Consider the following 23,720-nt stretch of genomic DNA (forward strand, 5'->3'; position numbering starts at 1 on the left):
CACCCCTTCCGATCTGACGCTCCGTCAGTTTCAATGGATGGCGTGATGGGACACGCGGGGATGGCGGCGGCGGCCGTCCGGTATCTGCGGGCGCGGCCGGATCCGCGGCCGGTCGAGGCGCTGCCCCGGCCCGAGCTGCGCTGCGTACGCGACGACGAGCGCGCGCCGGTGGACCGGGGCGAGTTCCGGCGCGTGCTGAGCGCATTCGCCTCGGGCGTCACCGTGATCACCGCCCCGGCGGGCGACGGCGAGCCGGGCCCGGCCGGGTTCGCCTGCCAGTCCTTCTCGTCCCTGTCCCTGGACCCGCCGCTGGTCGCCTTCATGGTCGGCCGTACGTCGACGACCTGGCCGCGCATCGCCCGCGCGGGCGTGTTCTGCGTCAACGTGCTGGGCGCGGACCAGGCCGCCCTGTGCCGGGCCTTCGCGGTGAGCGGCGCGGACAAGTTCGCCGGTGTCCGCCACGATCCGGCGCCCGTCTCCGGGGCGCCGCGCCTGACCGGCGCCCTCGCCTGGATCGACTGCGCGATCCACGCGGTGCACACCGGCGGCGACCATCTGATCGTGGTGGGCCGGGTGACCGCGCTCGGCACGACGGCCGGTGAGGAACCGCCACTGCTGTTCCACCGGGGGCGGTTCCTCTGAAGCCCTGGGCCGGCTGGGCCGTCAGGCAGGCAGGGCGGCCGTCGGCACGGGGGCCGCCGGACGCCGTCGGATCACCAGGGCCATCAGGGCCGCCGCCGCGCACAGCGCGCCCGAGGCGTACCAGACGACGTCGTAGGAGCCGAAGGTGTCGCGGGCGACGCCGCCCAGGAAGGCCACGAGCGCGGCGCCGACCTGGTGGGAGGCCAGGACCCAGCCGAAGACGATGGCGCTGTCCTCGCCGTACTGCTCCCGGCACAGGGCCAGGGTGGGCGGGACGGTGGCGACCCAGTCGAGGCCGTAGAAGACGATGAAGAAGATCATCGGCGGGTGGACCGAGGGGGCCAGCAGGAGGGGCAGGAAGAGCAGCGAGACGCCGCGCAGGGCGTAGTACACGGCGAGCAGGCGGCGCGGTTCGAAGCGGTCGGTGAACCAGCCGGAGGCGATCGTGCCGACGACGTCGAACACCCCGATGACCGCGAGCAGCGAGGCCGCCGCCGTGACCGGCATGCCGTGGTCGTGCGCGGCCGGCACGAAGTGCGTCTGGATCAGGCCGTTGGTGGAGGCGCCGCAGATCGCGAAGGTCCCGGCGAGCAGCCAGAACGGGCCGGTGCGGACCGCCTTCAACAGGACCGTGACCGTGCGGCGGGCGGCGCCCGTCACCGGCGGCGGCTTCTCCACGAACTCCTCGGCCCCGTACGGCGCGACGCCGATGTCGGCCGGGTGGTCGCGCAGCAGCAGCCAGACGAAGGGGACGACGGCGAGGGCGGCCAGCGCGACGGTGACGGCCGCCGGACGCCACTCGTACCGGGTGACGATCCACGACAGCAGCGGCAGGAAGATCAGTTGGCCGGAGGCGGAGGCCGCGGTGAGGATGCCGCTGACCAGGCCCCGGCGTGCGGTGAACCAGCGGTTGGTGACCGTCGCGGCGAAGGCGAGCGCCATCGAGCCGGAGCCGAGGCCGACCAGCAGGCCCCAGCACAGCAGCAGTTGCCAGGCGGCCGTCATCCACACGGTCAGGCCCGAGCCGACGGCGATCACGGTCAGCGCGACGGCGACCACCCGGCGGATGCCGTACCGGTCCATCAGCGCGGCCGCGAACGGCGCGGTGAGCCCGTAGAGCGCGAGGTTGATGGAGACGGCCGCGCCGATCGTGCCGCGCGACCAGCCGAACTCCTGATGCAGCGGGTCGATGAGGAGGCTCGGCAGCGAGCGGAAGGCGGCCGCGCCGATGATCGTGACGAAGGTGACGGCGGCGACGAACCACGCGCGGTGGATCCGGGCCGGCTTCCTCGGGGGCCGCGCCCCGGCCGGGGCGGGCGCTTCGCTTGTCGGTGACACGTCGGTGGGTGGCACGTCGGTCGGTGGCACGTCTGCCTGGGGCACGTCTGTCTGGGACACGCCGTACAGACTCCGATATTCATGCACTTTCAACTAGTGGCCCGAGGGTCAGCATTCGCTAGGATCGGGCCATGCCGCAGGAAGCCGTTCCGGCCGCCCACCACCGCCCGCACCGCGTCGTCGTGCTCGCCCTCGACGGGCTGATCCCCTTCGAGCTGGGCATCCCGCACCGGATCTTCGGCCGCCCCAAGGACGCCGAGGGGCGGCCGCTGTACGAGGTCGTGACCTGCTCGGTCCGGCCGCCGGGGCCGGTCAGGACGGACGCCGACTTCGCCCTCATGGTCGAGCACGGACCCGAGACGCTCGCCACCGCCGACACCGTGGTCGTCCCCGCCTCCTACGAGCTGGGCCCGGTCTTCGAGCGGGGCGTGCTCACCGAGGAACTGGCCGCCGCCCTGGCCCACATCCGGCCCGGCACCCGCCTCACCTCCATCTGCACCGGCGTGTACGTGCTCGCCGCCGCCGGTCTCCTCGACGGCCGCCGCGCGACCACGCACTGGGCCGAGGCCGACCACATGCAGCGGCTCTTCCCGCGCGTGCGGGTCGACCCGGACGTGCTGTTCGTCGACGACGGGGACGTGCTGACCTCGGCCGGCGTGGCCGCCGGGATCGACCTGTGCCTGCACATCCTGCGCCGCGACCACGGCACCGCCGTCGCCAACCACGTGGCCCGCTACACCGTCGTCCCGCCGCACCGCGACGGCGGACAGGCGCAGTACATCGCACGGCCCGTGCCCGACCCCCAGCAGTCGAGCACGGCCTCGGCACGGGCCTGGGCACTGGCCCGGCTGCACGAGCCGATCCAACTGCGGGACATGGCCGGCCAGGAGTCCATGTCGGTACGCACCTTCACCCGCCGCTTCCGCGAGGAGGCCGGCATCAGCCCCGGCCAATGGCTCACCCAGCAGCGGGTGGAACGGGCCCGCCACCTGCTCGAATCCAGCGCCCTCTCCGTCGACCGCATCGCCCGCGACGCCGGCTTCGGCACGGCCCAGTCGATGCGCCAACACCTCCAGGCGGCCCTGGGCGTGACCCCGACGGCTTACCGGCGGACCTTCCGCACGGAGAGCGGTACCGCCGTCGAGGCGGACAGCGGCGCCGCCGTCAGAAGGTGAGCACCCCCCGTGCCACCCGCCCCGCCTCCGCGTCCTCCGTCGCCTTCTCGAAGTCCTCCACCGGGTAGGTGCGGGTGACGAGTTCGTCGAGGAGGAGGCGGCCCTCGGTGTAGAGGGTGGCGTAGAGGGCGATGTCGCGTTGGGGGCGGGAGGCGCCGTAGCGGCAGCCGAGGATCGACTTGTCCAGGAAGAGGGAGGAGACGACGAAGGACGCCTCCGCGGTCGCCGCCGGCATCCCGAGCAGCACCGCCTGGCCGTGCCGGTCGAGCAGGTCGATCGCCGCGCGGACCAGCTCCACCCGGCCCACGCACTCGAAGACATGGTCCGCGCCCGTCGGCAGCACCTCCCGCACGCCGTCCACCGTGGAAAAGAAGTGCGTGGCCCCGAACCTCCGGGCCACCTCCTCCTTGCCCGGGTTGGCGTCCACGGCGACGATCCGCAGCGCGCCCGCGAGCCGCGCGCCCTGGAGGACGTTCAGCCCGATGCCGCCCGCGCCGATGACGACGACGCTCTCGCCGAAGCCCACCCGGGCCCGGTTGAGCACCGCGCCGACCCCGGTCAGCACCCCGCAGCCGATCAGCGCGGCGGAGGTCAGCGGGATGTCCTTCGGTATCCGCACCGCCTGGACCGCCTTGACGACCGTCCGCTCCGCGAAGGCCGAGTTGGAGGCGAACTGGTGCACCGGACGCCCCGCGCGCGTGAACGGCCGCCCCGGGCGTCCGATGGCCCGCCGGCACATCGTCGGCCGCCCCCGGTCGCACTCCGCGCACGCCCCGCAGCTCGCCAGCGTGGACAGCGCCACATGGTCACCCGGGACGACATGGGTGACCCCGGCCCCGACCTCCGCCACCACCCCGGCGCCCTCGTGCCCGAGGACCACCGGCGCGGGGAACGGGATCGTCCCGTCGATCACCGACAGGTCGCTGTGGCACAGCCCGGCCGCCGCGACCGCGACAAGCACCTCCCCGGGGCCCGGCTCCCGCACCTGGAGGTCGTCGACGACCTCGGCCCGCTTCCCGTCGAACAGCACCCCACGCATCAGACGGCCCCCTTGCGCTCTCTCGGCAGGCCGAGCACCCGCTCGGCGATGATCGTGCGCTGGATCTGGTCCGAGCCGCCGTAGATCGTGTCGGCCCGGGAGAACAGGAACAGCCGCTGCGCCTCGTCCAGTTCGTACGGCGTCGTGGGCGTCCAGTCCGAGGGGCCCGCGCTCGCCGGCGCGCCCCGCACCCCCACCGCGGCCTCCCCGAGCCGCTGGTGCCAGCCGGCCCACAGCAGCTTGGCGACACTGGGCGCGCCCGGCCCGCCGGAACCGCCCAGCGTCCGCAGCGCGTTCCACCGCATGGTCCGCAGCTCGGCCCACAGCCCCACCAGCCGCTCGCGCGTCACCGGGTCGTCGGCCGCCCCGGACGCCACGGCCGCCCGGATCACCCGCCCCAGCTCCTCGGCGAACCCGATCTGCTGGGCGAGCGTCGACACCCCCCGCTCGAAGCCGAGCAGGCTCATCGCGACCCGCCAGCCGTCGCCCTCCGCGCCGACCACGTGCGCGGCGCGCGCCCCGTCGAAGAACACCTCGTTGAAGTCGCTGGTGCCGGTGAGCTGACGGATCGGCCGCACCTCGATACGGCCCGGCTGGTCCATCGGCACCAGCAGGAAGGTCAGGCCCCTGTGCCGCGTCGACTCCGGATCGCTGCGGGCGAGCACGAAGCACCAGTCCGCCTCATGGGCGAGCGAGGTCCAGATCTTCTGGCCGGTGACCCGGAAGCCGTCGGCCGACCGCTCCGCCCGGGTGCGCACCCCGGCCAGGTCCGAGCCCGCGCCGGGCTCGCTGTACCCCTGGCACCACAGTTCCGCGCCCGCCGCGATCGGCGGCAGGAACCGGTCCTTCTGTTCCGCCGAGCCGTGCGCGAGCAGGGTCGGCGCGAGGAGGTTCTCCCCGATGTGCCCGGAGCGCGCCGGGGCCGCCGAGCGCGCGTACTCCTCGGCCCAGGCGACCTGTTGGGTGAGGGTGGCGGTCCGGTTGCCGTACCCGCCCTCCCGCCAGCCCAGGCCGATCCATCCCGCGGCCCCGAGCGTCCGCTCCCAGCCCCGCCGGTCCGAGGCCCCCGGCGCGTGCTCGGCGAGCCAGACACGCGCCTCGGCACGAAAGCCGTCGTCCACCGCATCGAACCCGAAATCCACGTGCACCTCCCTGAGCGAACGACACCCACGACCCACCCAGGGGCGCGGGGCTGCATCGACATGCGGCTCCGCCGCGTGAGCGCGACCAGCCACACCCGACCCGCACCCACCCCGGGCAGGGGACCTCACCCGTTGGGCCGCGCCCCCTCCGCCGCCGCCCGCCGCATCTCCTCCAGCCGCTCCAGCATCGGCATCGGATCCGTCCCCACCGACCCCGGCAGCACCGCGGCGATCCGCTCCGGAGTCCACGCGCCCGCTTCCGCGTAGGCCGCCCGCAGCTCCCGCGGCTGGGCCCACACGGCGATCTTCGCACCGGCGACCGTGTAGACCTGTCCGGTTATCCCCAGCTCGGCCGCGCGGTCGGACAAGAGGTAAATCACCATGGCGGCGACGTCCTCCGGCTCGCCGATCTCCGCCAGCTCCGTCGGCACCCCCGCCGACATCCGGGTCCGCGCGACCGGCGCCACCGCGTTCGCCGTCACCCCGTACCGGTGCAGGCCGAGCGCCGCACTGCGCACCAGCGAGATGATCCCGCCCTTCGCCGCGCTGTAGTTGGCCTGTGACACCGACCCCTGGTGGTTGCCGCTGGTGAAGCCGATCAGCGTGCCCGAGCCCTGCCGGCGCATCACGGCGGCGGCGGCCCGGAAGACCGTGAACGTGCCCTTGAGATGGGTGGCGACGACCGGGTCCCACTCCTCCTCGGTCATGTTGAACAGCATCCGCTCGCGCAGGATCCCGGCGACGCACACCGCCCCGTCGAGCCGTCCGAACGCCTCCAGGGCGGTGTCCACAACCCGCTGCCCGCCCGCCATGGTGGAGATGTCGTCGGCGACGGCGACGGCCTGCCCGCCGGCCGCCTCGATCTCCTTGACGACCCCCTCGGCGACCTCGCTCGCGGGCGAACCCCCGTCCACGGCCACGCCGTAGTCGTTGACGACGACCCGCGCCCCCTCGGCCGCCGCGGCCAGCGCGACCGCCCGCCCGATGCCGCGCCCCGCGCCGGTGACGGCTATGACCCTGCCGGCCAAGAAGTTCCCCACGCCTCTCCCCTTCCAGCGGTTTCTGACGGACGGTTAGATGCTCTCGGAACCGTATCTGACGGTCCGTTAGATTCTACGTCCCGCCGGACGGGCGAGGACAAGCCCCGGGAGGCACCGGATGGCACTGCCGAAGGAGTTCCACGACATCGCCGGGCGCGTCCGCAACTGGGGGCGCTGGGGCGCCGACGACGAGATCGGCACCCTGAACCTGATCACCGACGAGGTGGTGCGCCGGGCCGCCGCCGAGATCCGCACCGGCCGCCGGGTGCCGCTGGCGCTGCCGCTGCGGGAGGACGGCGTGCAGACCGGGCTGATCCCGGGGCGGATCAACCCGCTGCACACGATGGTGCAGATCAACCAGGAGATCTTCGGCCCCGGCACGGTGGCGTGCAGCGACGACGCCGTGACGATGGGCCTCCAGGCGGCCACCCACTGGGACGCGCTGACCCATGTCTCGCACTCCGGGACGCTCTACAACGGCCGCCCCGCGTCCACCGTCACCGCGCACGGCGGCGCCGAGTTCAGCGGGATCGGCACGGCGCGGCACGTCGTCTCGCGCGGGGTACTGCTGGACGTGGCCCGCGCGCGGGGCGTCGACCGGCTGCCCGGCGGCCACGCGGTCACCCCGGAGGACCTGGCGGCGGCGGAGGAACTGGCGGGCACGCGCGTGCGTGCCGGTGACGTCGTGCTCGTACGGACCGGGCAGATCCAGCTCTACCTGGCCGGCGACAAGCACGGGTACGGCTTCCCCTCGCCGGGTCTGTCGGTCCGTACGCCGGAGTGGTTCCACGCGCGCGACGTGGCCGCCGTCGCCAACGACACGCTCACGTTCGAGATCTTCCCGCCGGAGATCGAGGACCTGTGGCTGCCGGTGCACGCGCTCGACCTGGTCGAGATGGGGATGCTCCAGGGCCAGAACTGGAATCTCGAAGAGTTGTCCACAGCCTGTGGAGAAACGGGCCGGTACGCGTTCCTGCTGTCGGCCATGCCCGAGCCGTTCATGGGCGGCACGGGAACGCCGGTGGCCCCCGTGGCCGTCCTGTAGCCGTCTCCGCGGGGCCCCGGACGGCGGCGCTCGGCTGCCCGCCCCGAGCACGGCACCGCGCGCCGCCGTCCCACCCCGGCGTACCGGCACCGGTTCCCCTCCGGCCCCGAGGGAGCCGACGCCGTGTCACGACCCGCGCTCGGCGAGGGACTCCGTCACCGAGACCCTTGCCGTCCCCTCACGGCGAATCGCTGCCACAAGCGTGATCAAACGGACAGGGCACGTCAACACCTGGAAGGGGATTTATCACTTACGCCCGATGCGTCACGGCGCGCACGGAAGCACGTCCGGGGCGCACCGCGGCCGTTCCCGACCGGACGACAGCGCTTTCTGCGACCGTGCACCACCGTGCACCGCCCCAGTCACCGCCACCGCCACCGCCACCGGCACCGGCACCGGCACCGGCACCGGTCACACGACCTCGAAGGCGAACCCCTCGTAGGTCGACGCGTGACAGACCGCGCCGCCGAGGTCCGCCGCCCCGCCCCGCTCGGCCGTCTCCTCGTACGGCCGCGCACAGCGGTCCAGTTCGCACCAGATCCGCTTGCCGCCGCCCTCGACGCTCCAGCCCCAGCGGTCCGCGAGGCCGTCGACGAGGGCGAGGCCGCGGCCGTTGGTGGCCTCGTCGCCCGCGCAGCGGGGCACGGGGGCCCGCTCGCTGCTGTCGGCCACCTCCAGGCGGACGGTGGCCTCGCCGTCGCCGTCGTGGCCGGGCAGGGACAGCCGGAGCACGGCCGGACGCCCGGTGTGCAGCACGGCGTTGGTGACGAGTTCGGAGATGAGCAGGATCAGGGTCTCGGCGAGCGGCTCGTCGGGCCCTATGCCGGACCCGGCGAGGCGCGAACGGGCCCACCTGCGGGCGCGCCCCACCTCAGCGGGGTCGGGCCGGATCTCCAGTTGCACTTGAAGCACCTGCACCGCTCACACCATCCGAACCGGCGGACACATGGCCGTGCGCCACGCAAGCCACGCGAGTCGCGTGCGCACCATGACGACGAGAGCCACGATCGTAGCCATTTTCTGCATGGCCAGAACAACGGCCAGAGGCAAGGTGACGGAACGTGAATCCCTTACGAGACAGCTTGGTTGACGGACAGTCACCTCAACAAGCGCTTCGGGCATATTCCAGCGCGAAGGATTACTCGTGCGGCATACTGTGCGACGCTCGCCCAGGGGAGTCGAACAGGCGCGGTCCCGCCGCCCGTCGGCCCTGCGAGTGGCGGCGCACACCGCCGGATCCGGCTCCGCCCCGGGGGCGTCGCCGGCATGGCTCGTGCCGAGAACCACTCGCATCCCACAGAAGGTACCGGAGCACCCCGCCGACTCCGGGACGTGACGGGTCACGCATCGGACACAACCCGATATCGACGCTCAGTGATTCCGGTATGCCACAATCCGCGACATCCGTACGGCCGGGTTCCGCTACCGGCCCGCCCCGGACAGCAGTTCGCGCGCGAGCAGCTCCTCGGCGTCCGCGCCGCCCCCCGCGCGGCGGGCGCGCACCCAGGCCCGTTTCAGCAGCAGATGGACGTCCGCCTCCCAGGTGAACCCCATGCCGCCGTGCACCTGGAGGCAGTCCCGGGCGCCGCGTACGGCCGCCTCGTCGGCCAGCAGACGGGCCGCCGCGATGTCGGCGGGGGCGGAGGTCACGGCGGCCGCGTAGAGGGCCGCACGGGCCGTCTCGACGCGCGCCAGCAGGTCCGCGCACAGATGCTGGACCGCCTGGAAGGCCCCGATCGGCCGTCCGAACTGCTCGCGGGTCCGCGCGTGTTCCACGGCCAGCTCGCACGCGCGCGTGGCGGTGCCGAGCTGCTCGGCGGCCGTGAGCAGGACGGCCACCGGGTCCGGGGCGCCCCGCGCGCGTACCCGGTGCAGCGGCGTCAGCGGGTCCACCGAGCGCAGCGCCACGGCCTCCCCGGGACCGGGCCCCTCGGCCTCCCCGGGCCCCTCGGTCCCCCCAGGTCCCTCGGTCTCCCCCAGGACGACGTCCGCCGCGTCCCGCCACTCCAGCAGTCCGCCGCCGTCGGCGGCCGCCACGACCGTCTCCCCCTCGGCCGCGCCGGGTACGGTCCCGGCGGCGAGGTGGGTGGCGATCAGGGGTCCCGGCAGCAGCACCCGGCCGGCCTCCTCGAACACCAACACCGCCTCCGGCAGGCCGAGTCCGACCCCGCCCTCCGCCTCCGGCAGCCGCAGCGCGAAGAACCCGGCCGCGCCCAGCTCCCGCCACAGCGCCCGGTCCAGGCCGGGCCGTCCGACGGCGGCGCGCAGCGCCTCCCGGTCGAATCGCCGGGCCAGCAGCTCACGCATCCCGGTCCGCAACGCCCGCTGGTCGTCGCTCAGTTGGAAACGCATGTCATCTCCCCCGCTCAGCGCCCCCTGGGCAGGCCCAGGATCCGCTCGGCCACGATCGTCCGCTGGATCTGCGAGGTACCGGCCGCGATCGTGTACGACAGCGAGGAGAGCCGGTCGAGCACCCAGGGCCGGTCCAGGTCGAGGGCGTCGTCGCCCAGCACCTCGGCCGCCGCGTCGTACAGCTCCTGACGCGCGTGCGAGTACCTCAGTTTGAAGACCGAACCGCCGGGGCCGGGGACCCCGCCGGCCGCGGCCGCGCTCACGTTCCACTGCGTGAGGCGCCACAGGGCGCGGAACTCGGCGTCCAGCAGCCCGAGCCGCCGGCGCAGCGCCGGATCGTCCCAGCGGCCGTTGCGGCGCGCCTCACGGGCCAGTTCGCCGAGCACGCGCCGGCAGGCGACGACCTCGCCGACGAAGGCCGTGCCGCGCTCGAAGGACAGCGTCACCATCGTCACGCGCCAGCCGTCGTTCTCCTCCCCCACCCGGTGCGCGACCGGCACCCGCACGTCGTCGAGGAACACCTCGGCGAACTCGGCGGATCCGGCGAGCGTGCGCAGCGGGCGGACCGTCACCCCGGGCGCGTCCATGCGCAGCGCGAGCCAGGTGATGCCCCGGTGCCTGGGGGCGGCCGGGTCGGTGCGCACCAGCAGTTCGCACCAGTCGGCGACCTCGGCGTGCGAGGTCCAGATCTTGGAGCCGCTCACCACGTAGTCGTCGCCGTCGCGCCACGCGCGTGTGCGCAGCGACGCGAGGTCGGATCCGGCGCCGGGTTCGCTGAACCCCTGGCACCAGACCTCCTCGCCGCGCAGGATCGGCGGCAGCCAGCGCTCCCGTTGGGCCGCCGTCCCCTCGGCGGCGATGGTCGGACCCGCGTGCAGCAGTCCGACGAAGTTGGCGCCCACATAGGGCGCGCCGGCCCGCTCGGTCTCCTCCAGGAAGATCATCCGTACCGCCGGGGAGGCCGCCCAGTGCACGTCCGCGTACCCGGCGTCGTACAGGGTCCGCTGCCAGCCGAGGTCGTGCGCGCGGCGGCCCGGCCAGTCGTCCGGGGGCGGCGGGGGCGGGAGCGTGGGCAGCACCTTGCCCAGCCACTCCCGCAGCCGGGCACGGAACTCGGCGTCGCTCGGGGTGTCCGAGAGGTCCACCGGGCGTCCCTACGCGTCCAGGTCCAGGCCGAGCATGCGGATGGCGTTACCGCGCATCAGCTTGTGGACCGTCTCGTCGTCGAGGCCCTTGACGTGGTCGAGGGCGACCTCCTTGGTGTGCGGGAAGGTCGAGTCGACGTGCGGGTAGTCGGTCTCGAAGGTCGCGTTGTCCCGCCCGACGACGTCCAGGGAGGCGACTCCGTGCTTGTCGCGGAAGAAGCAGCAGAACATCTGCCGGTAGTAGTACGTCGACGGCGGCTCCGGGATCAGGTCGCGGACGCCGCCCCACGCGCGGTGCTCCTCCCACACGTCGTCGGCGCGCTCCAGGGCGTACGGGATCCAGCCCATCTGGCCCTCGGAGTAGGCGAGTTTGAGCCGTGGGAAGCGCACCAGGACGCCGCTGAAGAGGTAGTCCATCATCGAGGCCATGGCGTTGTTGAAGGACAGGGACGCCTGGACGGCCGGGGGCGCGTCGGGGGAGGCGGCCGGCATCTGCGAGGACGAGCCGATGTGCATGTTGACGACCGTCTCCGTCTCCTCGCACACCGCGAAGAACGGGTCCCAGTAGCCCGAGTGGATGGACGGCAGCCCGAGGTGGGTCGGGATCTCGGAGAAGGTCACCGCGCGCACCCCGCGGGCCGCGTTGCGCCGGATCTCGGCGACCGCGAGGCCGATGTCCCACAGCGGGATCAGACAGAGCGGGATGAGCCGGCCGCCGCTGTCGCCGCACCACTCCTCGACCATCCAGTCGTTGTAGGCGCGCACACAGGCCAGCGCGACCTCCTTGTCGTGCGCCTCGGCGAAGGTCTGCCCGCAGAAGCGCGGGAAGGACGGGAAGCACAGGGACGCCTCGACATGGTTGAGGTCCATGTCGGCGAGGCGCGCCTTGGGGTCCCAGCAGCCGCGCCGCATCTCCTCGCGGGTGATGCCCTCCAGGGTCATCTCGTCGCGGTCGAAGCCGACGGCGGCGATGTTGCGCTTGTACGGGAACTTCAGGTCCTCGTAGATCCACCAGTCGGTGGGGGTGCCCGCGGGGTCCATGGTGATCTGGTACTTCCCGGCGACGTAGGCCAGTTCGCCGATCCCGGCGGTGAGCGGCTGCGGTCCGCGGTCGTGGTACTTCCGCGGCAGCCAGGTCGAGAAGAGGTGGGCGGGTTCGATCACATGGTCGTCGACGCTGATGATGCGGGGCAGTTCCGTCATGGTCCCCTCCGGCCTGAGGCATGGGTCCGGCGCTCACGACACGCATCTGACGGTTCGTCAGATATCACTCCCCCGAAGGCTAGTCCCGCGGCTCTGGACCGACAAGGCGAGCGGCCCTACGCTCTGCGCACGATCTGACTGTCCGTCAGGTCACTCCGTCAGGTCACGTCATCCATCGGCAGGGGGCCGCCGTGCACCAGACCGCCCACGAGCTGACCGCCCGCGAACTGAGCGCGTCCCGCACCCTGTGGGACCTCCTCGCCCGCCGCGCCGCCCTCACCCCCGACGGCCCCGTCCTCCTCCAGGACGACCGGGTCCTCACCTTCGGCGGGCTCCACGACCGGGCCGAGCGGGTCGCCGCCGGCCTGTACGGCATGGGAGTGCGCCCCGGCACGGTCGTCGCCTGGCAGCTCCCCACGCGCCTGGAGACGGCCGTGCTGTCCTTCGCGCTGGCCCGGCTGGGCGCCGTCCAGTCGCCGGTGATCCCGTTCTACCGGGACCGCGAGGTGGGCTTCGCCCTGCGCGAGTCCCGGGCCGAGTTCTTCGCCGTACCCGGCGTCCAACGCGGCTTCGACCACGGCGAGATGGCCCGCCGACTGGGCGCCAAGGGCGTCTTCGAGGCGTACGACGACCTCCCCGAGGGCGATCCGCGGGTGCTGCCCGCGCCGCCCGCCGAGGGCACCTCGGTGCGCTGGATCTACTGGACCTCGGGCACCACCTCCGACCCCAAGGGCGTGCTGCACACCGACCGTTCACTGATCGCGGGCGGCTCCTGCCTCGCCCACGCGCTGCGCCCCACCGCCGAGGACGTGGGCTCGATCGCGTTCCCGTACGCCCATATCGGCGGCCCCGACTACACCGTGATGCTGCTGCTCTACGGCTTCCCGGCGGTGCTGTTCGAGCAGTTCGCGCTGCCCGGCGCGCTGGAGGACTACCGGCGGCACGGCGTGACGATGGCGGGCGGGTCGACGGCCTTCTACTCGATGTTCCTCGCCGAGCAACGCGCGCGTCCCGGGGCCCCGTTGATCCCCTCGCTGCGGCTGCTAGCCGGGGGCGGGGCGCCGAAGCCGCCCGAGCTGTACCACGCGGTGGTCCGCGAGATGGGCGTGCGGCTCACCCACGGGTACGGCATGACCGAGGTGCCGATGATCACCATGGGGGCGCCCGACGACACCGACGAGAACCTCGCGACGACCGAGGGGCGGCCGCCGGCGGGCATGGAGATCCGGATCGCCGGGGACGGCGAGATACGGCTGCGCGGGGAGGCCGTCTGCCGGGGGTATCTGGACCCGGCGCAGACCGCGGCCGCCTTCGACGCGGACGGGTTCCTGCGCACCGGGGACCTCGGGCGGCTGACCGCCTCGGGGCATCTCGTGCTCACCGGACGGCTGAAGGACGTGATCATCCGCAAGGGCGAGAACATCTCCGCGAAGGAGATCGAGGACCTGCTCGCCGCCCACCCGGCCGTCGGGGACGTCGCGGTGATCGGGCTGCCGGACGCCGAGCGCGGGGAACGCGTCTGCGCGGTGATCGAACAGCCCGCCGGGGCCGGGGCGTTGACCTTGGCGGCGGTGACGTCGTATCTGCGCGCGGCGGGACTCGCCCCGCACAAGGTGCCCGAACAGGTGGAGGTGGTGGACGCCCTGCCGCGCAACGACACCCTGCGCAAGGTGCTCAAGTACAAGCTGCGCGAGCGGTACGCGGAGGGCGGGTGACGGGAGCGAGTGACGGAGGGCCGGTGGCGGACGGCTACTCGGGGACCGTGAAGTAGCGGGCGAACGCCGGGACGATCTCCGTCTCGCCGACCCGGCCGTCCGCGTCGCCGTCGAGCGCGGCGGCGCTGGAGCGGGCCAGGTCCGCGGGGACGCCCAGGGCGGTCAGCAGGCGCGCGGTGTCCTCGACCGTGGCGCGGCCGTCGCCGTCCACGTCGGCGAGGCGCAGGGCGGCACGCAGGAACGGGCGGGCGATCTCGGCGAACCGGTCCGGGTTGTCGCGCAGTCGCTTGACCGCGCCGGTCACGAACTCGTCCCGGGTGATGCGCTGGTCGCCGTCGCGGTCGGCGATGCCGGCCATGCCCTGCCAGAACGCCTCGGCGCCCGCGTACAGGGCCTGGCCCTTGTCGGAGCGGGCGGCGGTGCCGAACTCGGCGAGCAGCGCCTGGGAGGCGGCGGCGAAGTCCACGCGGTCGATGTAGCCGTTGCCGTCCTGGTCGAAAGTGGCGAACCGGGCGGCGATCCTGCGTTCGTACTCGCTGCTGACCATGTCTCTCACGCCGCCTCACGTCGTCACGTCGGATGTCTGCGGGGTGTGCCCCGGCACGGAGCGTACGACGCCGGCGCCGCGCGGGCGCCGGGGAGGTGACGGCTGTGCCAGGACCGGGGGGAATTCGATACACACGCGTGTCACGCGGACGGCGGCTCCGCACACGCGCGTGTCACGCCGACAGCGGTTCCGTGCCCTTCTCGTCCGCCGCCTCCTCGTCCACCGCCTCGGCAAGGTCGCCGTACACGTCGAAGAGCCGGCGCACGCCGAGCGCGCCCAGGACCCGGTTGACGTGCGAGCCCTCCGCGGCCCCGCGCGCGGGCAGGATCAGTCTGAGGCGGCCCCGGCAGGAACGGATCAGACGGCGGGCGGCGATCAGGACGCCGACGCCGCTGGAGTCGCAGAAATACACCTCGGAGAGGTCCAGGACGAGATCGTGGCGGCCCTCGGCCACCTCGTCGTGGACCCGCTGACGCAGCACCGGCGACGTCACCAGGTCCAGTTCGCCCGACACATGGAGCACGGCCCATCCGCCCCGCTCGCCGCCGGTCACTTTGAAGGCCACCACCAAGCCTTTCCCTCGCCGAAACGGAAGCTGTCCCTTCGCTTCCTTGCAGCGCGGCTGCCCAGCGGCGCTGCCCCAAAACACGGCGCTGAAAACAGAAAACGCAGGAAACAGGCTTGTTTCAATCACTTCCAGTCCTGTTCGATCCCTCTCAGTCGAAGTCGATCAGGTCTGATCGCACGAAGGGAGGGTAGGGGCGCAATACCACCACCCGCCCGGCAGGGGGCGCACATTGCCACAATGGGGCGTGCGTCGTCGGACGTGCCGACTACATTCGAGGTGACGGTGGACGCACGCTGGACACACGCACGAGCACGGGTGAGGGGGCCGTATGACCGAGAAGGACGCACCGCCCCGCTGGGACCGCAGGATGCAGCAGCGGCTGGCACGCGGTGAGGCGGCCGCCCTCGGCGAGCTGTACGACCGTTTCGCTTCGCTCGTGCACGGACTCGCCCATCGCGTGCTCGGGGACGAACGCGCGGCGGACGGCGTCACGCGCGAGGTCTTCGCCCATGTCTGGGAACACCCCGACACCTACGATCCCCAGCTCAGCCCCCTGCGCACCTGGATCGCTGCCCTGACGCACCGCCTCGCCGTCCAGCGGCTGCGCGCCACCGAGACCGCCGCGCTCGCCGACGGCGGCCCCGGCACCACCGAAGAACTGGAACTGAAGGTGCGCCACGCCTCGGTCGCCGCCCGCGCCGACTACATCGTCCAGGCCATGCCCGCCCCGCTGCGCGCCGCTCTGGAACTGGCCTATTTCCAGCGCCGCGACTACCGCCAGACCGCCGCGGACCTCGGCGTCACCGAGGACGAGGCGCGCCGCAGGCTCCGCCTCGGCCTCCAACTCCTCGCCACGGCCCACGAGACCGCTCCCCCGGGCGCCCCGCCCGGCTACGGAGGTGCGGCGTGAGCGGCACGGACGGCTTCCAGGCGTACGACGGTGACGGCGAGGAGGACGACGACAGGCGGCGGTACGACGCACCCGACGGCACCGGCGGCGCGGACGCGCCCGTGCCCACGCCCCCGCCCCCGCCCTCGGCCCGTATCCCGCTGCCCCGCGCCTCCGTCGAGGACACCGGGCTGCCGCTGCCCGCGCCGGCGCCCCTCCCCGGCCCGGCGCCGCTGCGCCTGGAGCACCCGGTGCTGAAGTCCCTGCTGGGCGCGTGGGCGCTCGCCGCCTGCTCGGCGGAGGAGACGGCGGCCGTCGAGGAGCACCTCGGCGACTGCGGCGCCTGCGCCGACGAGGCCCGTCGGCTGCGCGAGGCGGTCGGCCTGCTCCAGCGCCCGGAGAGCCTGGACCTCGACCCCGGCCTGCGCACCCGCGTCCTGGAGGGCTGCCTCGACCGGCGCCCGCCGCACATCCCGGTCCCCGCCTGGGCCGCCTCGTACGACGCCGAGACCGCGCGTCTCGACGCCCTGCTCCAGGACTTCGGCGACGCCGAATGGCACGCGCCGGTGCGGCTGCGCTGGTACCGGGGCGAGGGGTCGCAGAGCCGCCGGACGACCGTGGCCGGGGTGATCGCCCATCTCGTCGCGGTGGACGGCCTGGTCGCCGTCGCGCTCGGCCTGGACGACCCGCTGGGCACCGACGATCCCGACAAGCGGGACACCCGCACCCCGGGCGAGCGCACCGAGGCGTACTGGGACGCGGCGCGTTTCCCGCGCACCCGCTCGGTGCGCGGCCCGTGGCGCGAACAGACCCACGCCCTGGTGCGGACGGTCTCCTTCACCGGCGGTGGCCCCGGCACGCTCCCGGTGTCGTACGGTCCGTTCGACCTGCCGCTGCGGGACGCCATGCTGGACCGCGCCTTCGAGTGCTGGGTGCACGCCGAGGACATCGCGGACGCCGTCGACTACCCGTACGCGCCGCCCGCGCCCCGCCATCTGCACGCGATGATCGACCTGGCCGCCCGGCTGCTGCCGCAGGCGCTGGCGGCGCGCCGGCGCGCGGGGCTGGGCGCGCCCGCCGGACGCCGGCTGGTGGCGGCCGGGGCGCCCGGCCGCAGCCTGCGCCTGGAGATCGAGGGCGAGGGCGGCGGCCAGTGGCTCATCCCCCTCGACTCCCCGGCCGCGGTGGGCTCCGCCGCGCACGAGGTGGCCCATGTCGCCCTGGACGACGTGGAGTTCTGCCGACTGGCCGCGGGCCACGTTCCTCCGGAGGAAGCGGCGGCCGGGCAACTGGGCGACCGCGAGGCGATCAGGGACGTCCTGTTCGCGGCGGCGAGCTTGAGCCGGATGTAAGGGGTGCGACCGGTTTCGTGGGCGGCTGCGGGCCGGCTGTGGCCGATCGCGCAGTTCCCCGCGCCCCTTCTACGCCGGGCGCTCGTCAAGGGGCGCGGGGAACTGCGCGAACGAGCCCCACGCACCCGCAGCCGCCCGCGAACGGATCGCCCCGAGCTGTCAGGCGAAAACCACCGTCCGACGCCCGTTGAGCAAAATACGCCGCTCCGCATGCCACTTAACGGCCCGCGCCAGCGCCTGGCACTCCACGTCCCGGCCGACCGCGACGAGCTGGTCCGGCGTGACACCGTGGCCGACCCGCTCGACCTCCTGCTCGATGATCGGCCCCTCGTCGAGGTCCGCGGTGACGTAGTGCGCGGTCGCGCCGATCAGCTTCACCCCGCGCGCGTGCGCCTGGTGGTACGGCTTCGCGCCCTTGAAGCTCGGCAGGAACGAGTGGTGGATGTTGATGATCCGCCCGCTGAGCCGCTTGCACAGATCGTCCGAGAGAACCTGCATGTACCGGGCGAGGACGACCAGTTCGACGTCCTGCTCCCGCACGATGTCCAGCAGCTTCGCCTCGGCCTCCGCCTTCGTCTCCCGGGTGACCGGGATGTGGTGGAAGGGGATGCCGTACGAGCCGACCAGCTCGGCGAAGTCGGTGTGGTTGGAGACCACCGCGGCGATCTCCACCGGCAGCGCCCCGATGCTGGCGCGGAACAGCAGGTCGTTCAGGCAGTGCCCGAACCTGCTGACCATCAGGACGATGCGCATCTTCTCGTCGGCCCGGTTGATCTGCCAGTCCATCTGGAAGGAGTCACCGATCGCCGCGAAGCTCGCGCGCAGCTTGTCCAGGGTGACGGGCGCGTCCGCCGAGAAGTGCACGCGCATGAAGAACAGACCCGTGTCGTGGTCGCCGAACTGCTGACTGTCCTCGATGTTGCAGCCGGTCATGAAGAGATAGCTCGACACGGCGTGCACGATGCCCTGCTTGTCCGGGCTGGAGAGCGTGAGGACGTACTGGTCGGCCGGGACCGCCGCGGCTCGGGTGGACTGCTCGTTCATGCAGCACAGGGTCTCATGACCGCGCGCGCGTGCGAGGGCTCCGTCCGCTACGCGGACCTGGTCATGATCCGCAGGACCTCCAGGGTGCGCGGCGGCGCGTCCGGGTCCTCGCCGTCGGCCACGGCCATCCGCACATGCGCGTCCCGCGCCGCCCGCACGGCCTCCGGCCAGCCCTCGTTCTGGACGTAGACGGAGACGTGCGCGTCCGGCCCGACCTGGTGCATGATCCGCAGCACCCGCAGCACGGCGGTGTCCACGAGGGCCGCCTCCTGCGAGTCGCGGAAGATCGTGCCGACGTACTTCTCGGCGGACCAGTTGTCGAGCCAGGTGTCCTCGACCAGGCGGTACACGGCGTCGGTGACGTCGCCGTACCCGTCGACACCGGCCAGCCAGACGTTCTGCTGGAACACCGGATCGGAGAGCATGTGCAGCGCGGAGCGCACATTGCTGCGCCAGCGCCACCACGGCATGTCGTTGAGTGGCATGCCGCCCATGGTGGGGGAGCGACGGCCGCGACGGGAAGAGTTCTCCGAACCTTGCACGGTGATAGATCGTACGTTTTCCCGTCCCGGGGGCCTCACCGGCCCCCTTCGGCCCCGGTAATTCACCTTCCCGTCACCCGGTGTTGAGCAAGGGTCACTCCTGGGTTATCGATGTGACGGAATCGTGCGTGTCCATGACCGGCAGGCGACGCATGTTCCATGGACGCACCTTCCTCCCCAGGTCCCTCCGCCGCACCGGGCGCGGCAGAGCCTCCGCCCTCGCGGCGGGCGCCCTGGCCGCGTGTTCCTCGCTCGTCGCCGGATGCGGGGTGGTCCCCGGGTCGGCGGCGGGTTCCGGGGACGGCCCGATCGTCGTGATGACCTGGGCGCCCGAGGGCACGGCCGCCACCAACATGCCCGGAATGCCGGCCTTCGCCCGCGCCTACGCCCGCTGGATCAACGACCAGGGCGGTCTGAACGGCCGCAAGCTCAAGGTCCTGACCTGCAACGACCACAACGACACGGTGGGCGCCGCGGCCTGCGCCCGGCGCGCGGTCAAGGAGGGCGCCGTCGCGGTCGTCGGCTCCTACAGCCAGCACTCCGCCGCGTTCTTCCCGCACCTGGAGGGCGCGGGCATCCCCTACATAGGCGGCTACGGCGTCACGAACACCGAGTTCACCAGCCCGCTGTCCTACCCGGTCAACGGCGGGCAGCCCGCCCTGCTGGCCGGCCTCGGCAAGGAGCTGGCCGCGAGCTGCGGTCCGGTCGCCCTGGTGCGCCCGGACACCATCGCCGGTGACGCCCTGCCGACCATGCTCAACGCCGGGCTGCGCGCGGGCGGCCACGCGGACGCCCGGGACCAGCTCGCGGCGGAGGACGCCACCGAGTACTCCGAGCAGGCCGAGAGCGCCCTGGACACGGCGACGGGCGGCTCCGGCGCCGCCGGTTCCCCGGCGGGCTCCACGGCGGACGGCACGAAGGGCTGTGTGGTGCCCGCCCTCGGCGACCGCACCAGCACCTTCATGGACTCCTTCCGGCGCACCCGCGCCGACTATCCCGACGTCCGCACCGGCAGTGTGCTGGGCAGCGTCGACCAGACCGTGATCGACGCCACCGGCGGCGGCTCCGGTCCGTACGAGGGGGCGTACGTCACCGGCTGGTACCCGGTGGCGAGCGACAAGCGCTGGGCGCCGATGAAGAAGGTCATCAGCGAGGCGGCCTTCTCGGACACCCGGATCAGCCCGAACGACACCGGTGTGCAGACCACCTGGATCGCCTACACCGTGCTGCGCAAGGCCGTGGAGTCCCTGGAGGGCGGTGACGTCACCGCCACCCGGGTGCGCGGCGCCCTGGACCGGCAGTCCATCGGCACGGACGGGCTCACGCCGACGCTGCGCTGGCAGTTCTCCGGTCCGCTGGGCGCCATCGGCTTCCCGCGCATGGTCAACGCCGACGTGACCCTCCAGACCGTCCGCGAGGGCCGGCTGGTCGCGGCCAAGGGCGGCTTCGTGGACACCACGGAGACGCTGGAGGCCGCGGAGATCGACTGACCGACCGACCCGGCTGACCGGCGGTTGCCGCCGGTCAGCCGGGTCGGGTCAGCCGGTCAGAGCTGGGTCGGCTGGCGCTGGGTCAGGCCGTACTTCCTGGCGATCGCGTTCCACAGCTCGGCCGCCTGCGCCTTCTGCGTGGAGGCGGTGCCGCTGTCCCGGTTGCCCTGCTGGGTCTCGGCGGTACCCCGGGCCTGGCCCTTCTTGCAGTTGCGCTTCCGGTTCTGGGCGACCTGGTCGGCCCAGGCCGCGTAGTGGTTGTCGGCCGACGCGGACGCCTGCCACGCCTTGGTGAGCGCGGCGGTCAGCGCGGCGTGGTCCGGGAGCTGGTCCACGGACAGATCGGCCAGCTTCGTCACCAGGCCGGTGCGCTGCTTGCCCGCGTCCCGCAGGTCCGAGGCGGCCTGCTGGAGGTTGCTGCACGCCTTGACGTCCGCCACCGCGGCGATCACCGCGGCCCGGCTGCTGCCGCTGTCCGCGAGCAGCTTGTCCAGCGCGACCGCCTGCTCCTTCGCCGCGTCGGCCTTCGCCGAAGGCGACTGCTCGGCCGCGGGTGCCGACGCGGCGACGTTCTTGCTGCCGTCGTCGCCCCCGTCGTCTCCCCCGCCGCCGCCGAGCAGCGCGCCGGCGCCGACCCCGAGGACCGCGAGGGCCACGCCGATCGCCGCGATCATCGGAACCCGCGATCCGGTACGGCCGCCGCGGCCGCCGCCCCGGCCGTCGTCGCCGTAGTCGTCGTCGCGCGAGACGGGCGGGATGAACGGCGGCGCGGTGCGCCCGGCGGCGGGGCCGGTGCCGTAGCCCTGGCCCTGGCCGGGGATGCGCGGCAGATGCTGGGTGGCGCCGGCCGGGCCGTCGCCGCCGGGGCCGTCCCGGAAGAGGTTCTCGAAGCCCGCGGGCGGCTGGGGTCCGCCGCCGGGCGCCGGGTACTGCTGTCCGGGCACCGGCGGGATGTACTGGGTGGCGTCGGCGTCGGAGTGCGCCGCACCCGGGGTCGGGCCCTGGGCGGTGTGCCGGGCGCCGAGGTAGTGCGTGGACTCGGCCGGGTTCTCGGGCGGCAGCGCGCCCGGCCCGACCGGCGGTATGTACTGCGTCGCGCCCTCGTCGCCGCCGGGCGCGGCGGGCACGGGCGGCAGGTACTGGGTGCGGCCGTCGTCGGCCGGACCGGCCGCGACCGGCGGGATGTACTGGGTGGCGCCCTCGTCCGCCGGCGGCAGCGGCACACCGGTGGACCCGTGCCCGCCGTGCCCGCCCTGGCCGTACGACGGCTGCGGCGGGCCCTGGTCGTACGACGGCGCCGGCGCGGCCTCCGGCGGGAGCGGGCCCGCTCCCACGCCCGCGCCCGCGCCCCAGGCGTCCGGCTGCGGGGTCCCCCACTGCTGCGGGGCGGGCGGTTGCTGGGCGGGCGGCTGCTGCTGGGCGGGGCCCCAGGGGTCGCCCCAGGTCTGGCCGGCGGCCGGTGACTGCCCGTCGTACTGCTGCTCCCCGTACTGCTGCTGCCCGTACTCCTGCCGCCCGTACTGCGGCGAGCCGTACGCGCCCGTGGGGGCGGCCGGCTGCGATCCGCCGGGCGTCATCCCCGGAAGCAGGGGTTCACCACCGTCGGAGGGCAGCACGATGCCTTCGCGCGCGGGCCGCGCCGAGGGCTCCTCGCCCTGTCCACTCTGCGTCACCGGGACTCCTGTGCCTGGGAAACCTTCGGAACCGTCGGCTCACGCTACCGGGTCCCCGGAACCCCGTGCCACGCAGCTCAGGTGGTGATCTCCCTCCCAGTGACGTAGGTGACACGACCGAGGCGCTGTCGCGCCCGTTCACGCCGCGGTCCGGAGATCCAGCCGGGCCCCGAACTCCCTTACCACCGGCTCCTCCCGGTACGGCTCCAGCCGTTGCTGAAGGTCCTCCAGATACTCCGCGCCCCGGTTGGAGCGCAGGGTGCCGAGCAGTTCGACCGCCTTCAGGCCGGTGTGGCAGGCGAGTTCGACCTCGCGCTGCTGCACCTGCGCGGTGGCCAGCAGCACATAGCCGATCGCGCGCCGGCGCGCACGGCTCTGCGGATGCCCGGCCAGGGACTGTTCGGCGCAGCGCGCGGCGGCCTCGGCCTGTCCCAGGTCGCGGTGGCAGTGCGCCAACTCGTCGGCCAGATACGCCTCGTCGAAGTGCGCGATCCACGCCGGGTCGTCGCCGGCCGCCGGATCGGCCGCCTCCAGCGCGGACACCGCCCGGCCGGAGGAGAGCTGCGCGGCCCGCGCGTCGCCCAGCAGCGCGTGCCCGCGCGCCTCGGCCGCGTGGAACATCGCCTCCGCGCGCGGGGTGACCCGCCCGCGTGCGCCCTCCTGGGCGGCGCGCGCCAACTGGGCGATCTCGCGCGGGTTTCCGAGCTGGGCGGCGAGGTGGCTCATGGACGCGGCCAGGACGTAACCGCCGTACCCGCGGTCGCCCGCCGCCTGGGCGAGGCGCAGCGCCTGGATGTAGTAGCGCTGGGCCAGGCCCGGTTGGCCGGTGTCGACGGCCATGTACCCGGCCAGTTCCGTCAACCGGGCCACGGCGGCGAAGAGTTCGCGGCCCACCGCCTCCCGGTAGGAGCCGGCCAGGAGCCCCGAGACGACGCTGTTGAGGTAGTGCACGACGACCGGGCGGACATGTCCGCTGCCGTACTGGTGGTCGAGGTCGACCAGGGCCTGGGTCATCGCCTGCACGGCGGCCACGTCGGACAGTCCCACGCGCGGTCCCGCCGTCCGCGCCACCTGGGCGTCGGGCGACGAGATCAGCCAGTCGCGGCTGGGCTCGACCAGCGCGGACGCCGCGACCGAGGATCCGGTGAGGAAGTCACGGCGGCCCACGTCGCTGCGCCACAGCTCGCAGACCTGCTCGATGGCCCCGAGGACGGTCGGCGAGAACTGGAGGCCGACGCCCGAGGCGAGGTTCTTGCCGTTGGCCATGCCGATCTCGTCGATCGTGACCGTCCGGCCGAGCTTGCGGCCCAGCGCCTCGGCGATGATCGCCGGGGCGCGTCCGCGCGGCTGCTGTCCGCGCAGCCAACGGGCCACGGACGTCTTGTCGTAGCGCAGGTCGAGCCCGTGCTCGGCACCGCACATGTTGACCCGGCGGGCCAGCCCGGCGTTCGAGCAGCCCGCCTCCTGGATGAGCGCCTGCAACCGTTCGTTCGGCTGCCGCGCGACTAGCGGCCTTGCGGCCATGGGCACTACCCCCTGTGGAGTTCCGCACCGAAAAGTTCCGGCCGGGAAGATCAATGCCCCGCACACATGACGAAAATGCGAGGCATGAGAGGATTGCCGACTGTCTCCGGGTTCCGACGGATGCCCGCCCCCCTCGTGACTACCCGCTCCCGCGCCCGTTCCTGCCGCGCGCCCCCGCCCGTGCACCCATGCGCCCCGGACGCGGACCCGATGCTCCTGCCGACCGCCGTCGGGGTGGGCGTAACCCCTGGTGAC

Annotated in this window: 21 protein-coding genes; 7 read left to right on the forward strand and 14 right to left on the reverse strand. The window is 73.4% G+C overall.

Annotation, left to right across the window (positions count from 1 at the left end):
* Window positions 1-45: 45 nt before the first annotated feature.
* Entirely contained in the window at window positions 46-642 is a 597-nt protein-coding gene (locus AFM16_RS17545; protein WP_078633878.1) for a flavin reductase family protein, read from the forward strand.
* Window positions 643-663: 21 nt separating this feature from the next.
* Here AFM16_RS17545 and AFM16_RS17550 read toward each other — a convergent pair whose 3' ends face one another.
* Entirely contained in the window at window positions 664-1,980 is a 1,317-nt protein-coding gene (locus AFM16_RS17550) for an MFS transporter (RefSeq protein WP_078636997.1), read from the reverse strand.
* A gap of 131 nt (window positions 1,981-2,111) precedes the next feature.
* Between AFM16_RS17550 and AFM16_RS17555 the strand changes: the two genes are divergently transcribed.
* Window positions 2,112-3,155 (forward strand): GlxA family transcriptional regulator, encoded by a 1,044-nt coding sequence (locus tag AFM16_RS17555; protein WP_078633879.1) that lies wholly within the window; start codon window positions 2,112-2,114, stop codon window positions 3,153-3,155.
* On the opposite strand, the gene AFM16_RS17560 is transcribed toward AFM16_RS17555, so the two are convergent.
* The 3 genes from AFM16_RS17560 to AFM16_RS17570 form a co-directional block, all read right to left on the reverse strand.
* Entirely contained in the window at window positions 3,145-4,194 is a 1,050-nt protein-coding gene (locus tag AFM16_RS17560) for a Zn-dependent alcohol dehydrogenase (protein ID WP_078633880.1), read from the reverse strand. The two genes, AFM16_RS17555 and AFM16_RS17560, sit on opposite strands and share 11 nt — an antisense overlap.
* Window positions 4,194-5,336, reverse strand: coding sequence for an acyl-CoA dehydrogenase family protein (locus AFM16_RS17565; RefSeq protein WP_078633881.1), 1,143 nt, complete (start codon window positions 5,334-5,336; stop codon window positions 4,194-4,196). The genes AFM16_RS17560 and AFM16_RS17565 overlap by 1 nt, the downstream gene beginning before the upstream one ends.
* Before the next feature lie 125 nt (window positions 5,337-5,461).
* Window positions 5,462-6,376 (reverse strand): SDR family oxidoreductase, encoded by a 915-nt coding sequence (locus AFM16_RS17570; protein ID WP_078633882.1) that lies wholly within the window; start codon window positions 6,374-6,376, stop codon window positions 5,462-5,464.
* Between the two features lie 118 nt (window positions 6,377-6,494).
* Here AFM16_RS17570 and AFM16_RS17575 point away from each other — a divergent pair, with 118 nt between their 5' ends.
* Window positions 6,495-7,421 (forward strand): cyclase family protein, encoded by a 927-nt coding sequence (locus AFM16_RS17575; RefSeq protein ID WP_078633883.1) that lies wholly within the window; start codon window positions 6,495-6,497, stop codon window positions 7,419-7,421.
* 411 nt (window positions 7,422-7,832) lie between these two features.
* Here the strand turns inward: AFM16_RS17575 and AFM16_RS17580 are convergent, their stop codons facing one another.
* The 4 genes from AFM16_RS17580 to AFM16_RS17600 all read right to left on the reverse strand — a co-directional run bounded on the left by AFM16_RS17580 (window position 7,833) and on the right by AFM16_RS17600 (window position 12,121).
* On the reverse strand, window positions 7,833-8,324 hold the full coding sequence (locus AFM16_RS17580; protein WP_078633884.1) for an ATP-binding protein: 492 nt from the start codon (window positions 8,322-8,324) through the stop codon (window positions 7,833-7,835).
* A 519-nt stretch (window positions 8,325-8,843) separates the two neighbouring features.
* On the reverse strand, window positions 8,844-9,773 hold the full coding sequence (locus tag AFM16_RS17590; RefSeq protein WP_078633886.1) for an acyl-CoA dehydrogenase family protein: 930 nt from the start codon (window positions 9,771-9,773) through the stop codon (window positions 8,844-8,846).
* Between the two features lie 14 nt (window positions 9,774-9,787).
* On the reverse strand, window positions 9,788-10,918 hold the full coding sequence (locus AFM16_RS17595; protein WP_078633887.1) for an acyl-CoA dehydrogenase family protein: 1,131 nt from the start codon (window positions 10,916-10,918) through the stop codon (window positions 9,788-9,790).
* Window positions 10,919-10,927: 9 nt separating this feature from the next.
* Complete coding sequence (locus AFM16_RS17600) at window positions 10,928-12,121, reverse strand: amidohydrolase family protein (RefSeq protein ID WP_030785246.1); 1,194 nt, start codon at window positions 12,119-12,121, stop codon at window positions 10,928-10,930.
* Between the two features lie 191 nt (window positions 12,122-12,312).
* Here AFM16_RS17600 and AFM16_RS17605 point away from each other — a divergent pair, with 191 nt between their 5' ends.
* On the forward strand, window positions 12,313-13,836 hold the full coding sequence (locus AFM16_RS17605) for a class I adenylate-forming enzyme family protein (RefSeq protein ID WP_078633888.1): 1,524 nt from the start codon (window positions 12,313-12,315) through the stop codon (window positions 13,834-13,836).
* 34 nt (window positions 13,837-13,870) lie between these two features.
* Here AFM16_RS17605 and AFM16_RS17610 read toward each other — a convergent pair whose 3' ends face one another.
* On the reverse strand, window positions 13,871-14,383 hold the full coding sequence (locus AFM16_RS17610; protein ID WP_078633889.1) for an EF-hand domain-containing protein: 513 nt from the start codon (window positions 14,381-14,383) through the stop codon (window positions 13,871-13,873).
* A 172-nt stretch (window positions 14,384-14,555) separates the two neighbouring features.
* Entirely contained in the window at window positions 14,556-14,954 is a 399-nt protein-coding gene (locus tag AFM16_RS17615) for an STAS domain-containing protein (RefSeq protein ID WP_078633890.1), read from the reverse strand.
* A gap of 325 nt (window positions 14,955-15,279) precedes the next feature.
* Between AFM16_RS17615 and AFM16_RS17620 the strand changes: the two genes are divergently transcribed.
* Window positions 15,280-15,861 (forward strand): sigma-70 family RNA polymerase sigma factor, encoded by a 582-nt coding sequence (locus tag AFM16_RS17620; RefSeq protein WP_030785258.1) that lies wholly within the window; start codon window positions 15,280-15,282, stop codon window positions 15,859-15,861.
* Window positions 15,858-17,192, forward strand: coding sequence for a maleylpyruvate isomerase N-terminal domain-containing protein (locus tag AFM16_RS17625; protein ID WP_078633891.1), 1,335 nt, complete (start codon window positions 15,858-15,860; stop codon window positions 17,190-17,192). Before AFM16_RS17620 ends, AFM16_RS17625 begins: the two co-directional genes overlap by 4 nt.
* Before the next feature lie 159 nt (window positions 17,193-17,351).
* Here AFM16_RS17625 and purU read toward each other — a convergent pair whose 3' ends face one another.
* Both purU and AFM16_RS17635 read right to left on the reverse strand, forming a co-directional pair.
* The gene (purU, locus tag AFM16_RS17630) at window positions 17,352-18,236 is read right to left on the reverse strand and encodes a formyltetrahydrofolate deformylase (protein ID WP_078633892.1); all 885 of its coding nucleotides are present in this window, start codon (window positions 18,234-18,236) and stop codon (window positions 17,352-17,354) included.
* A 47-nt stretch (window positions 18,237-18,283) separates the two neighbouring features.
* Window positions 18,284-18,784, reverse strand: a complete 501-nt coding sequence (locus AFM16_RS17635) for an SCO4402 family protein (RefSeq protein WP_078636998.1) — start codon at window positions 18,782-18,784, stop codon at window positions 18,284-18,286.
* A gap of 128 nt (window positions 18,785-18,912) precedes the next feature.
* On the opposite strand from AFM16_RS17635, the gene AFM16_RS17640 reads away from it, so the two are divergent.
* Entirely contained in the window at window positions 18,913-20,268 is a 1,356-nt protein-coding gene (locus AFM16_RS17640) for an ABC transporter substrate-binding protein (protein ID WP_078633893.1), read from the forward strand.
* Window positions 20,269-20,324: 56 nt separating this feature from the next.
* On the opposite strand, the gene AFM16_RS17645 is transcribed toward AFM16_RS17640, so the two are convergent.
* A complete protein-coding gene (locus AFM16_RS17645) occupies window positions 20,325-21,941 on the reverse strand; it encodes a hypothetical protein (RefSeq protein ID WP_078633894.1) in 1,617 nt (538 codons plus the stop codon).
* Window positions 21,942-22,079: 138 nt separating this feature from the next.
* The gene (locus AFM16_RS17650; protein ID WP_030785268.1) at window positions 22,080-23,465 is read right to left on the reverse strand and encodes an NsdA family TPR-like regulatory protein; all 1,386 of its coding nucleotides are present in this window, start codon (window positions 23,463-23,465) and stop codon (window positions 22,080-22,082) included.
* Between the last annotated feature and the right edge of the window lie 255 nt (window positions 23,466-23,720).

The sequence above is a fragment of the Streptomyces antibioticus genome (assembly GCF_002019855.1).
Lineage (GTDB): Bacteria > Actinomycetota > Actinomycetes > Streptomycetales > Streptomycetaceae > Streptomyces > Streptomyces antibioticus_B.